Source organism: Neotamlana sargassicola (assembly GCF_020523965.1).
Lineage (GTDB): Bacteria > Bacteroidota > Bacteroidia > Flavobacteriales > Flavobacteriaceae > Neotamlana > Neotamlana sargassicola.
Genome location: NZ_JAJAPX010000003.1, coordinates 188,729 through 203,608, shown reverse-complemented (window position 1 = coordinate 203,608; position 14,880 = coordinate 188,729). Strand labels below are relative to the sequence as shown.

At 33.4% G+C, this 14,880-nt stretch carries 11 protein-coding genes; 7 read left to right on the top strand and 4 right to left on the bottom strand.

Annotated features, from left to right (window positions below; genetic code table 11):
- Positions 1-60 precede the first annotated feature (60 nt).
- From recG to LG651_RS08810, 3 genes are all read left to right on the top strand, one after another.
- The gene (recG, locus tag LG651_RS08820) at positions 61-2,217 is read left to right on the top strand and encodes an ATP-dependent DNA helicase RecG (protein WP_226695771.1); all 2,157 of its coding nucleotides are present in this window, start codon (positions 61-63) and stop codon (positions 2,215-2,217) included.
- 228 nt (positions 2,218-2,445) lie between these two features.
- Positions 2,446-4,614 carry an endonuclease MutS2 gene (locus LG651_RS08815; protein ID WP_226695770.1) on the top strand — a complete coding sequence of 723 codons (2,169 nt, stop codon included), beginning with the start codon at positions 2,446-2,448 and terminating at the stop codon, positions 4,612-4,614.
- Between the two features lie 21 nt (positions 4,615-4,635).
- Complete coding sequence (locus tag LG651_RS08810; RefSeq protein WP_226695769.1) at positions 4,636-5,535, top strand: polysaccharide lyase family 7 protein; 900 nt, start codon at positions 4,636-4,638, stop codon at positions 5,533-5,535.
- Positions 5,536-5,604: 69 nt separating this feature from the next.
- On the opposite strand, the gene LG651_RS08805 is transcribed toward LG651_RS08810, so the two are convergent.
- Entirely contained in the window at positions 5,605-7,161 is a 1,557-nt protein-coding gene (locus tag LG651_RS08805) for a thiol-activated cytolysin family protein (RefSeq protein WP_226695768.1), read from the bottom strand.
- Between the two features lie 13 nt (positions 7,162-7,174).
- On the opposite strand from LG651_RS08805, the gene LG651_RS08800 reads away from it, so the two are divergent.
- The 4 genes from LG651_RS08800 (at position 7,175) to LG651_RS08785 (ending at position 11,453) form a co-directional block, all read left to right on the top strand.
- Complete coding sequence (locus LG651_RS08800) at positions 7,175-7,315, top strand: hypothetical protein (RefSeq protein WP_226695767.1); 141 nt, start codon at positions 7,175-7,177, stop codon at positions 7,313-7,315.
- 154 nt (positions 7,316-7,469) lie between these two features.
- A complete protein-coding gene (locus LG651_RS08795; RefSeq protein WP_226695766.1) occupies positions 7,470-9,362 on the top strand; it encodes a tetratricopeptide repeat protein in 1,893 nt (630 codons plus the stop codon).
- A gap of 18 nt (positions 9,363-9,380) precedes the next feature.
- Entirely contained in the window at positions 9,381-9,800 is a 420-nt protein-coding gene (locus tag LG651_RS08790; protein ID WP_226695765.1) for a thiol-disulfide oxidoreductase DCC family protein, read from the top strand.
- A 192-nt stretch (positions 9,801-9,992) separates the two neighbouring features.
- Positions 9,993-11,453 carry a potassium/proton antiporter gene (locus LG651_RS08785; protein ID WP_226695764.1) on the top strand — a complete coding sequence of 487 codons (1,461 nt, stop codon included), beginning with the start codon at positions 9,993-9,995 and terminating at the stop codon, positions 11,451-11,453.
- Between the two features lie 2 nt (positions 11,454-11,455).
- On the opposite strand, the gene LG651_RS08780 is transcribed toward LG651_RS08785, so the two are convergent.
- From LG651_RS08780 to aroC, 3 genes are all read right to left on the bottom strand, one after another.
- Positions 11,456-12,262, bottom strand: a complete 807-nt coding sequence (locus LG651_RS08780) for a sulfurtransferase (RefSeq protein ID WP_226695763.1) — start codon at positions 12,260-12,262, stop codon at positions 11,456-11,458.
- A 5-nt stretch (positions 12,263-12,267) separates the two neighbouring features.
- The gene (locus LG651_RS08775) at positions 12,268-13,593 is read right to left on the bottom strand and encodes a dicarboxylate/amino acid:cation symporter (protein ID WP_226695762.1); all 1,326 of its coding nucleotides are present in this window, start codon (positions 13,591-13,593) and stop codon (positions 12,268-12,270) included.
- A gap of 214 nt (positions 13,594-13,807) precedes the next feature.
- Positions 13,808-14,869 (bottom strand): chorismate synthase, encoded by a 1,062-nt coding sequence (gene aroC / locus LG651_RS08770; RefSeq protein WP_226695761.1) that lies wholly within the window; start codon positions 14,867-14,869, stop codon positions 13,808-13,810.
- Positions 14,870-14,880 lie beyond the last annotated feature (11 nt).

The window sequence follows — 14,880 nt, the reverse complement described above, 5'->3', positions numbered from 1 at the left end:
TCAAGCATAAGACCAAAATAGCACTTTTAATCTTAAACGAAATAACTTAAATTCGCTTTTATGTCTGTTAACCTTCAAACACCGATAGATTATTTAAAAGGCGTTGGGCCTAATCGTGCTACTTTGCTAAAAAGCGAATTGGGTGTTTACACTTATCAAGATTTAATTAACTTATTTCCAAACAGATATATAGACAGAACACGTTATTATAAGATTAATCAATTACAACAAACCAATGCCGATGTACAAATTGTTGGAAAAATTACAGGATTTAAAGAAGTGGCTCAAAAACGTGGTAAACGACTTGTTGCTAATTTTCAAGACGACACAGGTGTTATGGAATTGGTTTGGTTTCGTGGCCAAAAATGGATTCGAGACAACCTTAAAACCAACAAACCTTATGTTGCTTTTGGTAAAGTAAATTGGTTTAGCGGTAAATTTAATATGGCGCATCCAGAGTTAGAGTTACAAGAAGAACATGAAAAAAACATTCGTTCGGCTATGCAGCCTATTTATCCTTCAACAGAAAAGTTATCAAATAAAGGCATTACCAATAAAGTGGTTAGCAAAATAATGCAACAACTTTTTATTGAAACCAAAGGCCGTTTTGTTGAAACTTTATCGCAGCCTATTTTAAATGAATTGAAGTTAATTAATAAATCTGAAGCCCTTTTTAACATTCATTTTCCTAAGAGTAGCGAGCTACTTCATAAGGCTCAATTTCGATTAAAATTTGAAGAATTATTTTACATACAGTTACAATTAATCATTAAAAATTTAATGCATAAAAAGAAAATTAAAGGGTTGCCATTCGAAAAAGTTGGCAACTATTTTAATACCTTTTTTAGCGAGCATTTACCCTTTAATTTAACCAATGCACAAAAGCGTGTTTTAAAAGAAATTCGTGCCGATTTAGGTAGTCAAGCCCAAATGAACCGACTTTTACAAGGCGATGTGGGTTCTGGTAAAACCATAGTCGCGCTAATGTCAATGCTCATGGCGCTTGACAACGATTACCAAGCCTGTTTAATTGCGCCAACTGAAATTTTGTCAGTTCAACATTATAACGGATTACAGGAATATTGTAAAAAACTGAATATCAATATAGAAATACTTACAGGTTCAACTAAAACTTCAAAACGAAGAAAAATTCATGAAAGTCTTGAAAATGGCGAATTACAAATATTAATTGGCACTCATGCCTTACTTGAAGACAAAGTAAAATTTAAAAATTTAGGGCTCGCTATTGTCGATGAGCAACATCGATTTGGTGTAGCACAACGAAGCAAATTATGGAAAAAAGGGCCAACAAGCCCTCCTCAATCCTCCCATGAGGAAGAAGCAAAAACTGAGGTGGGCTATATTCCTCCTCACATTTTAGTGATGACTGCAACTCCAATTCCACGAACATTAGCTATGTCTGTTTATGGTGATTTAGATATTTCTGTAATCGATGAATTGCCGCCTGGACGTAAACCAATTAAAACCGTACATCGCTATGATAAAAACAGACTAAATGTTTTCCGATTTATTCGAGATGAAATAAAAAAAGGTCGACAAGTTTATATTGTGTATCCATTAATTCAAGAAAGCGAAAAAATGGATTACAAAGATTTAATGGATGGTTACGAAAGTATTTCTAGAGATTTCCCCATGCCCGAATATCAAATTTCTATTGTTCACGGTCAAATGAAGCCCGACGATAAAGAATACGAAATGCAACGTTTTATAAAAGGCGAGACACAAATTATGGTGGCAACAACCGTTATTGAAGTTGGTGTTAACGTGCCAAATGCTTCGGTCATGATAATTGAAAGTGCCGAACGTTTTGGTTTGTCGCAGCTACACCAATTACGCGGACGTGTTGGTCGTGGTGCAGAACAGAGCTATTGTATTTTAATGACTGGACATAAACTTAGCAACGATAGTAAAACCCGTTTAGAAACTATGGTACGCACCAACGATGGTTTCGAAATTGCCGAAGCGGATTTAAAATTACGCGGTCCTGGAGATTTAATGGGTACACAACAAAGTGGTGTTTTAAACCTTAGGATTGCAGATATTGTAAAAGATAATGCTATTTTAAACAGTGCTAGATATTACGCCAAACAAACCTTGCAAAACGACAATAACTTATCTGCTCCAGAAAATCAAGTCATTTTAAATACTTATAAGCAACTCGCTAAGTTTAAAAACATTTGGAATTATATAAGTTAAAAGCCCAATTAAATCAAATTAATTGAGCTAAGTAACTGATGGTTTGATGATTGATGAAACTTATATTGTAAAAATATTCTAAAAAGTCTTCGGGCTTGTTACATTTTTGTTAAACTAAAGTAACACTCTGTTAAATAAATCATTATAACGAAGCAAACGTTACGTGATTAAACTTGTTAAGTAATTGCTTAAATTTGCAACTTCAATAAAAGCGGTTTAGTAAAAAGAATGATTCATATTCACGAAAAAACATTACAAGATTTAGAATTCCCTAAAGTTTTACAACAGGTAAGCGAACATTGTATTACCGAATTAGGCCATGCTAAAGCGCTGGAAATTTCACCTTATAAAACTAAAGAAGAACTGTTTTTTTCGTTAAATCTAACCAACGAATATGTCGCATCATTTACCAACGAAAACCGCATACCAAATCATGGTTTCGATGATATTACAAAAGAGCTTAAGCTTTTAAAAATTGAAAACACTTATTTAGAAGTACATAGCTTAAAAAAAATTGTAGCCATATCAACCACAGCAAACGAAATTGTTGTATTCTTAAAAAAGTTCGAAGAGTATTATCCAACACTTTGTGCTTTTGCTTCACATATCGAGGTTACAAAACTCATTATTGAAAAAATAAACAGTATTGTAGACCGCTTTGGCGAAATTAAAAACAACGCTTCTCCGCTTTTAGAACAGTTAAGGCAAGCTATAAACATTATAAAAGGTAAAATTAATGCCAGTTTTACTTCGGCATTAACAACCTATAATAATCTAGATTATTTAGATGATATTCGCGAAACTGTTGTTGAAAACCGCCGTGTTTTAGCTGTAAAAGCCATGTATCGTCGTAAGGTTAAAGGCTCTATAATGGGCAGTAGTAAAACAGGAAGTATTGTTTATATTGAACCAGAAACTACATTACAGCACACCAGAGAATTAAGCAATTTAGAATACGAAGAAAAAGAAGAAATTATTCGTATTTTAAAAGAAGTTACCAATTATATTCGTCCGTTTTTACCGCTTTTAAAAGATTATCAAGTCTTTTTAATTGAACTTGATGTCATTTCCGCGAAAGCGAAATACGCTCAATCTTTAAATGCTATTTTACCGCATTTTTCGGAAGATAAAAGTATGTTTTTACGAGATGCTTACCATCCGCTACTCTATTTAAATAACTTAAAGAAAAAAGAAGTTACCTATCCGCAAACTATAACGTTAAAAGCAGATAGCCGCATTATTGTAATTTCCGGACCAAATGCCGGAGGAAAAAGTATCACCTTAAAAACCATTGGCTTACTTCAGGCCATGTTGCAAAGTGGCATGTTAATTCCCGTGCACGAACGTAGTTCGGCCTATATTTTTGATAGAATTTTAAGCGATATTGGCGATAATCAATCCATTGAAAACCATTTAAGTACTTACAGTTACAGGTTAAAACAAATGAATTACTTTTTACGTAAGTGCAACAAAAACACGTTGTTTTTAATTGATGAGTTTGGTACAGGTAGTGATCCTGAATTGGGTGGCGCTTTGGCCGAAACTTTTCTGGAGGAATTTTATCATCGGGAAGCATTTGGCATAATAACAACCCACTACTCTAATCTTAAAATTTTAGCCAACGAATTACCACACATGTTAAACGCCAACATGTTGTTCGATGAGCGAACTTTAGAGCCTTTGTTTAAGCTCGTTATCGGTCAAGCCGGAAGTAGTTTTACCTTTGAAGTGGCTCAGAAAAACGGTATTCCGTATAGTTTAATTAATCGAGCTAAAAAGAAGATAGAACGTAGCAAAGTACGGTTTGATGCTACAATTGCAAAGCTTCAAAAAGAACGATCGAGGCTTCAAAAAACAGGAGAATCGTTAAAAGCTAACGAGAAAAAGAAAAGCGAAGAAGCCGATAAACTTGAAGAAATTAACGGGAAAATTCAAAAGAAATTAGAAAGCTATCAAGAATTATACGATAGCAATCAACGTTTAATTTACTTAGGACAAAAAATTGACGATTTAGCCGAAAAATATTTCAACAACAAGCAAAAACGCGAGTTAATGGGCGAGCTTTTTAAATTGGTTCAAATTGAAAACTCTAAACGTAAGCGTAAAACAGCAAAGCAAAAAAAGGTTGAAAAAGCTAAAGAGCAAAAAGTAAAACAAGAAGTTGAAAAAAAGGTTGAAGTCATTCGAACCAAAAAGAAAAAGGAAAAAGAACTTAAGGCGAAACAACCACCCAAGCCAAAACCAATTTTAAAAGTTGGCGATCGTGTCCGTTTAGAGGATGGCCGATCGGTTGGCTCGATTGATAAAATAGAAAAAAATAAAGCTGTAGTAAACTACGGCATGTTCACCACAAATGTTAGCATTGATCAATTAGAATTAGTTGAAGCTAAAAAATAAATTTAATATATTGTAAATAAAATGAAATTGATTACCAACTACACACTAAGCCTGCTAATCTGTTTTTTATTTAATTGCAGTTCTTCGGAAAATATTACTGAAGAAGAAGACATTATAATGGAAGAAGAAATAGATGATTCTGAAGAGAATGATGATGAAACTAACAATGATGATGAGGCCCAAAATATAATTTGGAAAAACTGGTATTTATCGGTGCCTATAAATCGTGGAGATGGTAGCGCAACTTCTATTTTTTATGAAGCTATTGAAAACAATAACTTAACAACTGCCCAAAAAGAATATTTTTATAAAAATGATGATGGCAGCTACACCTTGTATACCAAATTTACAGGTTATACAACGTCTGGCGAGTCTGAGTTAGGTGATAAATATTGCAGGACAGAACTTCGTGAATATTGGCAAGGAAACCAAACAACCACCGATAATTGGTCGATGGAAACCGGAACTCATATTTTAGAAACCACCATGAAGGTTGATTTCGTAGAAGGCAACGGAAGAACCATTATCGCCCAAATACACGGAAAGGAATCTACAGGTATTTCAGGAAATCCGGCCACAGTAAAAATTAGATGGAACAGCGGAACCATTCAGCTTGACTATTACACAAAACCAGATGCTGGCGAGGCATGGACAAGTGCTTTCGACGATAAAATTGATGTTGCCAATGTTGGAAATGATATTTTTACTTTTAAAATTAAAATTGAAAATGGCAAGTTTTATTATGCCTTAATTTGCGAAGCGAAAAGCATTGATATTGATTACACTTTTGTTTACGACTATGTTGCCAATGGCTATGTACACGAAAATTATTTTAAAACAGGAAATTATTTTGGTTGGCACGACGATTATGAAAAAGCATCACAAATTACGCTGTACAAAGTAGTTACCGAGCATAATTAAAGCAACAGCCAACACCAAGTTGAATCCCAACTTAAGGTGCCAGCTGTTTTATTAATAAAAATATAGTGTTTAAATTTCTTTTACGGAAACTTCAGTACAAAACCCTGCAAAGGTTTTAGAGCAATAAGCTTCAAAATAGTAGTTTCTTGTTACATAATCTAAATCAAATTCTCCCATAGTTTTCCAAGTTAAATCCCATAATTGAAACTGCACTTTTATATCGTGCGCTCCGTTAGGCGGACTTTGTGAGTAGTTTACTTTCTGGTCTTTTAAAGTGGTCCAACCAGAATATTTGCGGTCGTCGTCGTCATTTGCACCGAAATAGGAATATCTAAATCTTATGCTGTAAAGTCCAGTAGTACGTTTTGCATAAACGTTTTTATGATCGTACGGAAATTCGCCACAAGTTTCAATTTGATAATCGGTGTTATAACCCATTTTTGCAATACGGTTGTCTTTTAAATATTTAATGGTGTAACCTATTGGCGCACCTGGATTTTGGCGACTATAAAGCGCATTTTCGGTAATTACATAATTTAATCCACCTTCGGTATTTTCTTCAATGCTATCGCCTGTAATAACGCTTGTTGCTACTTCGGCATTACCACCAATAGTTACCACATTAAATGTAGATTTCGAAATTACTTTTTTATAACTTGCCGATAACGTTCCATCATAATCACCAGCGCCCGTAGCGTAAGATAGTGCTGCTTCCAAACTAACATCAGTTTCGGTATCGGTGGTTTCCATTCTTATCATTATTATGCGACCGTATTGCACAGAGTGCACATAAGCTGGTGGATTATCGCTATTCATGGCAGCTTCAATAGTTTCTAAATCTGCATTACTACCAAACACAGCCGATGGTGTTTCTGGCGTATCCATGGTAACTTCGTAAAAAATTTGTCGGTATAACAACGCTGCAACACGTTTTTCGGTTGTTTTATTATAGCTGAAACTAGACTCAAAACTAGACCCTGAAGCCCATTCGCCACTAATGCCTAAATCTAAACTCATTTGTTCGGATGAGTATGCTTCGGTTTTTTCAAAATAAGTATCGGCATCAATTTCGTAACCTTGTGTTTGCACGTTTGCATTCCAATACTCCAAAGCTTTATCAATTCCAGCTTGCACATTTGTATTTTGCCCAGGATTATCAATAATAATATTTCCATCTTCACCAATACCAGGTAATTCTACTCTTAAACTTGCTGCAGCCCGTGGAACTTGTAATGGCTGTGGCGCACCTCCTAACATATCACTATTGCCTATTACCAATGCTCCAGGGTAAATAACACCATTTCCGGGATCGAACATAACAACGTCTTCAAAATTTGAACGAATATTGTAATATTGCGTAATACACTGGTTTACCATTCCTTGGTATCTGCTAGATTGTTCTGATGAGTTATAGTTATTTGTACCCGTAGTGGTTTGTACATTTAACAAATCGTCTGGATTGTAGTTTAAATTTGCTAAATAATCTTCAATAGCTTCGGCTGTTTCGCCAGAAACACTTTTACCTATCTCATCTATAGTTTCTTTACTACAACTAAAGATGCATAAAAACATAACTAAGCAGGCTAATTTTAATTGGGGAATTGTTGATAATAGCTTTGTTTTCATAATATTAGTTTTTGTGATTCAACACTTCAAAATTACATGGCAAACAAGCTATTTTCTAATTTTAGGTATGGACAAAGTATGGACAAGTAGTTGGGTTTTACCTAAAATAGCACATGGACATGGTGTTTTTAAGAAAACGGCAAATTACAATTAAACACCTATAAATCAACCACTTGAATATAATATGCATATTTTAAAATATACTCAAAACATAGATTTTACATGGACAATCGCATTTTAAGCAACGGACAATCGTTTATTTTGAATTGATTTAATAAGTATCTTAGTGCTAGCTAATAACCATAATTATGAAACCGTTACACTACGCTCTATTCGTTATCCTTTTTGTTCAAATAGGTTTTTCTCAAAACACAAAACTTATTGATAGTTTGAAAACCGAATTAAAAAAGAAAAAAGAAAATGACACAACCAAAATAAAAATTTTAACTAGGCTACATGAAAAATTAATGTTTTCTGAACCTGAAGAAGCGCTAAAATACGCTAAAGAAGAATTAAAAATTGCAGAACAATTAAACTACAAAAAAGGTGTTGCTCTTGGGAACATGCACATTGCCGACTATTTGGCAAACAAAAATGAAAATGATTCGGCATTGTATCATTATAACATTGCAAAAAAAACCTTTTCTGAATTAAACCATACTCGAGGGGTTATTTTTGTTAATCACTCATTAGCGTCAATTGAATCAACCATAGGAAATCTTGATCAGGCCATAAACATTACAAAAGAAAACATTAAGCTGATAGAAAAATACGAAAAAAGTGGTCCATCAAAAACTAAATTTATTGGGGCTCAATACAATTCTTTAGCCAATAATTATATTGAAAAAGCTAACTTTAAAACAGCATTAATTTATGCTCTACAAGCTCTTAATTGTTTTGAAGAAATTAATCATGAATCTAGAAAAGCAGATGTTTTAAAACAAATTGGAGACATTGAAAGTGGTTTAGGAAATCATGAGTCCTCTATTAAATATTTCAATGAAGCCCTTGAAATATACGAAAGATTTAATGAAATTTTTTATATGGCTTATACTCAAAATTCAATAGGTATATCTTATCAAAACTTAAATAATTTAGAACAGGCAGAACATTTTTATAAACTTGCCGTTGAAAATGCTAGAAAAGTAGAAGACAATATGGGTTTAACCAATGCCTTGCATAACCTAGGCGAATTAAAGCGTATTGAAAAAAACTATACAGACGCTATAAAAATTGTAAATGAAGCAAAATTAATTGCAGAAAAAGAAGGCATTAAAATAGGAATTATAAACGCCGCTTACAGTTTAGCTAAAATTGAATTTCATTTAAAAAAATACAATGCTGCACTAAAACAAAATAAGAACGCCATATTAATTTCAAAATCAATTGGCGCATTATCTCATCTTGCCGACTTATATAAACAACGATCCATAATTCTTGAATCTCAAAACAAGAACAACGATGCTTTGGAATTTCTTAAATTATATCAAACTTTAAATGACAGTTTGTTTAATTCTAAAAAATTTCAACAAATTCAAGAATTAAAAACCATTTACGAAACCGAAAAAAAAGAAGCCCAAATTGCTCTACAAAATGAAGAAATAAATACTTTAAATGTTCAAGCAGAAAACGATAAACTTATAAAAACCCTTTATGCCATTGGTATGTTTTCGTTTTTAGCAATTGCTGGTCTACTCTATTTTGGGTTTAAACAACGTATCAAAAAGAATAAGCTAGCACGCGAAAAACAAGAAGAAATTTACAAACAAGAAATAGAATTCAAACAAAAAGAACTCGCTAGCCAAACTTTGCATTTAGTGCAAAAAAATACATTTATTCAAGAGTTAAAAGAAAATTTAGAAAAAATAAAACAATCTCCGGAATTGTTTAAAGTAGAGTTTAGACGCTTAGTTATGTTACTTAAAAAAGAAAGTGCCGAAGACAAAGACTGGGAAGTTTTTAAAAGCTACTTCTCTGAAGTACACAATAATTTCGACAATAAACTAAAAGCCATTTATGCCGATATTTCAGAGAAAGAAATACGATTAGCCTCGTTTTTGCGTATGAACCTATCTACCAAAGAAATTGCATCGATGCTTAATGTTTTACCCGAAAGTGTTTTAAAAAGTAAATACCGCCTTAAAAAGAAACTAAAACTCGAAAAAGAAACAGACCTTGGAAGTTTTTTAAATAGCTTGTAAAACACCTACCTTTGTAATATGGAAATACCTATACCAGATAACAAAAAACTAATACTTTTTGATGGTGTTTGTAACCTTTGCGATAGCTCCGTGCAATACATTATTAAGCACGATAAAAGGGATGTATTTCTGTTTGCTCCCTTACAAAGCGACATTGGAAAACAAATTATTAATCTGTTTGAAATAGATACCAATAAAACGGATTCTATTTTACTTTACACTCCAAATAAAGGTATAGAGTATAAAAGTACAGCAGCTTTAAAAATTGCATCCAATTTAGGATTTCCTCAAAATGTAATGAGTATTTTTTTAATTATTCCTACGTTTATACGTAACGCTGTTTACGATTTTATAGCTAAAAATCGTTACAAATGGTATGGAAAAAAAGAAGCTTGCATGATACCTACCCCTGAATTAAAGGAAAAGTTTCTAGAATAATTTTTATAGCACTACCCTAAGTTAGAATCGAAGAAACTAATACAAGTTTATATTAAAGAAAAAATTAGCTGAAAAACGTGTGAAGAAAAATAAATAACTCGCATAAAAACACCAATTTTCTTTACTTTTTAAAGTATATTTATCTTTTATTTTAATCGTTTTAAAAATCTACCTAATTAACTAATTACCTTAATGAATTTAACCATAGAAAATATACTTTTAGTAGGTTCTTTATTGCTATTTATTAGTTTAATGGCTGGTAAAACATCGTATAAATTTGGTGTTCCAACATTATTGTTGTTTTTAGCCATTGGTATGCTTGCAGGGTCAGATGGCATTGGAGGCATAAATTTCGATAATCCACAAATGGCTCAATTTATTGGTATAATTTCACTTAACTTTATTTTGTTTTCTGGTGGATTAGATACCAATTGGGCAGGTGTAAAACCTATTTTAAAAGAGGGCATAGTGCTCTCTACTGTTGGTGTGTTACTCACAGCTGTTTCGCTTGGTACTTTTGTATACTTTATAACCGATTTTACCATTTACGAAAGTATGCTGTTAGGTTCTATTGTTTCTTCTACAGATGCCGCTGCGGTATTTTCAATTTTAAGATCTAAAAACCTTGCCTTAAAAACGAATTTACGACCTACTTTAGAGCTAGAAAGCGGAAGTAACGACCCTATGGCTTATGTTTTAACCTTAGCATTTTTAACATTAGTGGTAAACCAAGACCAAAGTTTAGTGTCTATTATCCCAATGTTTTTTCAACAAATGCTTGTAGGTGGTTTAGCAGGATTTGGTTTTGGTAAATTAAGCAAATACATAATTAACAAGATAAAGCTAGATTTTGAAGGGCTATACCCTGTTTTAGTTATAGCTTTAATGTTTATAACGTTTTCAGCGACAGATTTTGTTGGAGGTAATGGTTTTCTTGCCATCTATATTTGTGCTGTATTTTTAGGCAACCAAGATTTAATTCATAAAAAAACCATTTTAAAAATGTACGATGGATTGGCGTGGCTAATGCAAATTGTGCTATTCTTAACGCTTGGTTTACTTGTTTTCCCGAAACAAATTATTCCATACATGGGTATTGGTTTACTTATCTCTGTATTTTTAATAGTTATAGCGCGACCTGTTGGCGTTTTTTTAAGTTTAATGTTTTTTAAAATGAAATTACGTAGGCGCTTTTATATTTCGTGGGTAGGTTTACGAGGCGCTGTACCTATTGTATTTGCCACTTATCCTTTACTTGCTGGAATAGATAAAGCCAATATGATTTTTAATATTGTTTTCTTTATTTCGGTAAGTTCTGTTTTAATACAAGGTACTACCCTATCTATTGTTGCTAAATGGTTACATGTTGCATTGCCTGAGAAAGTAAAAAAATTAACAGCTAACGATTTACTTTTAACTGAAAACCCTAAAGCACAAATGAAAGAAATTACCGTTACAGCAAACTGTTTCGCGGTAAACAAAAAAATTGTAGAATTAGGTTTTCCCAAAAATGCCATAATAGCCATGATAATTAGAAATAACAGTTACATTACGCCTAATGGAACTACAGAAATTCGAGCCGAAGACACCTTAATTGTACTTGCTGATAAATTGGAGGTTTTTGAAGAAGTAAATAAAACACTTCAAATATAAAATTACTCAACCAAACTGCCCCACTCTGTCCAAGAGCCATCATAAACCGAAACGTTTTTATAACCTGCAATTTCTGCTCCTAAGGCCAAAACACAAGCTGTAATTCCGGACCCGCATGAAAAAATTATAGAATCTTCTGGTTTTGCCACTTTAGCAAACTCTAGTTTTATAGCTTCTTTAGACTTTAAAAGTCCGTTTTCTATTAAATTAGTAAATGGTAAATTTACCGAATTAGGTATGGTTCCAGACCTTAAACCTTCGCGCGGTTCTGGTACTTCGCAATTAAATCGCCCTGCCGAACGCGCATCAATAATGTTATGAGTTTTATTTTCTGAAGCGGTTTTAACATCATTAAAAAACTGCATAAAACCGGGTTGAAGTCTAGCATCGAAAACACCAATTTTTCCAGAGTAAAGTTTTGATGGTTCTATGGGGTATTTTGACTTTAGCCATTCTGGTAATCCGCCATTTAAAATTGCAACATTATTAAAGCCAAAAGCTTTAAATAAATACCAAACTCTAGCAGATGAATAAATGCCTTTATCATCATAAACAACAATGGCACTACTATTATTTATTCCCAAATTTCTAGCTTCTTCTTGAAATTGGGTTTCTGAAGGAAATGCACTAGGAAAATCGTTTGTAGTATCGCTAAACTTTTGCTTAATATCGAAAAACCTTGCAGAAGTAATTTGTGGTAAATCTGGGTTTGGCGTTTTAGCTATTGTACCGTCTAATACAACAATATCTGCATTATTTAAGTTATCATTTAACCAATTAACTGAAACTACAGGCGAATTTAATTCCATGGTATTTATTTTACTTCATCGTAATGATCATCCCATTCTTTGGGTTTTGGTTCATGTACTTTCCCTAATGATTTAGCTACCAATAACGACACTGTAGCGTCGCCAGTAACATTAACTATGGTTCTACACATATCTAAAGGTCTGTCTACTGCAAAAATTAAAGCAATACCAATTGGTAAAAACTCTGCTGGAAACCCTATAGTTTCTAAAACAATTACGAGCATTACAATACCTGCACTTGGTACAGCAGCACTTCCAATAGATGCTAAAACGGCTGTTCCAATAATCATGATTTGGTTTGGTAATGTTAAGCCTTCTACCCATAAAACTTGCATGATAAAAACAGCTGCAATGCCTTGGTATAAACTTGTACCATCCATATTTACTGTAGAACCAATTGGTAACACAAATCCTGACACTTCTTTATCTACACCTAAATGCTCCTCTACACGCTCCATAGTTACTGGTAAAGTGGCTGCAGAACTACTGGTTGAAAATGCTAAAAGTTGCGCTGGACTTATTTGTTTTAAAAACCAAATTGGCGATTTTTTTGCAAAAATAGCCACCAAAGCTAAATAGAAACAAATCATTAAAACTAAACCAAATAAAACACAACCTGCATAGTACAACAGTTTTACTAAAATTTCAACATCATCAAAAGCAATAATTACATTGGCCAAAAGTGCAAAAACTGCGTAAGGAGCAAAAAGCATAATTAAATCGACCATTTTCATGACGACTTCGTTTAGCGAATCGAAAAACTTTACTAATGGTTTTGCTTTTTTCTCACCAATTAATAGCAAACAAATACCAACAAATAATGAAAAGAATATTACCTGAAGCATAGATGCATCTGCAAAGGCTTTAAAAATATTACTTGGAAAAATATCGACCAATGCTTGCAATGGTCCTGCATCTTTTTGTACAGCGGCTTTACTAATTTTATCGGTTACGCCTGCATCGTTAGCATATTTTAGCTTTATTTTCTCAATTGTTTCCTGGGGCATTCCATTTCCTGGTTTTACAACATTTACTATTGCTAAACCTAATAATACTGCTACAACTGTGGTTGCCATATAAATTCCTAAAGTACGAAGCCCCATATTTCGTATTTTAGAGATGTCTTTTAAATCGGCTACACCTTTTATTAATGAGGCTAGAATTAACGGAACAGCTATTAATTTTAATAGATTAATAAATATGGTTCCGAAAGGAGATATCCAGTTAGTAACAAATTCTTTTCCACCACTAATTGAGTTCATGATAAATCCGAAAATGATTCCTAAAACCATTCCTATAATAATTTTCCAGTGTAACGCGAGTTTCTTCATGTAGTAAGTTATGAGTTATTCGCAAACAAGATAGGTATTTTTAGGCTTTTGTTGAAGAATTCGCAAACATTTTAGCCCCGATTGAAACGGCATCCTTTTTAAAACTTTGATTTGTAACCTTTTATTATTTAAACAAAAACAGGACAATTAATAAAAATTATCCTGTTTATATATGCTGTTTTAAAAAGATATAGTGTAAAGCGGGAAATAGCTACTAATTATGCATTTTATTAATTAAATAAAAATCTGCTAAAACTAGTGCTGCCATAGCTTCAACAATAGGTACGGCGCGCGGTACTACACATGGGTCGTGGCGCCCTTTACCGTGCATTTGAACCACTTTACCTTCTTTATCTATGGTTTCGTAAGCTTGAATTAAAGTTGCTACTGGTTTAAAGGCTACATTAAAATAAATGTCCATGCCGTTGCTTATACCTCCTTGTATTCCGCCTGAAAAATTTGTTTTTGTTGTGCCATTAGTGTTAAATGCATCGTTGTGGTCGCTACCAAACATAGTGCTTCCGTGAAAACCACTTCCGTATTCGAAACCTTTAACGGCGTTTATTGATAGCATGGCTTTACCTAACTCGGCGTGTAATTTATCGAAAACCGGTTCGCCTAAACCAACTGGTACATTTTTAATTACACAGGTTACTATACCGCCAACAGTATCGCCTTTACTGCGTACTTCTTTTATAAATGCCTCCATTTTTGTTGCCATTTCTGTGTCTGGACAACGCACAATGTTAGACTCTATGTTATTTAAATTAATATCGGTATGTGGTTTGTTTAATTTAATAGGGCCGACACCAGAAACATAAGCTTTTATTTCAATGTTTTTTAATAGTTGTTTTGCTATGGCTCCTGCCACTACTCTACACGCTGTTTCTCGTGCAGAACTACGGCCACCACCACGATAATCTCTAAAACCATATTTTTTATCGTAAGTATAATCGGCGTGACTTGGCCTGTAACTATCTTTTATATGGGAATAATCGTGGGATTTCTGGTTGGTATTTTCTATAACAAAACCAATTGGTGTTCCTGTCGTTTTTCCTTCAAAAATACCTGAATGAAATTTAACTGTATCGGGTTCTTTACGCTGTGTTACAATTGCAGATTGCCCAGGCTTTCTGCGGTTTAACTCGTTTTGTATAAAATCGAAATCTAATTCAATTCCAGATGGGCAACCATCTATTACACCACCAAGAGCAGCACCATGAGATTCGCCGTAAGTTGTTAGGTTAAAAAGTTTTCCGAAAGAATTTCCAGCCATAATACAATTTT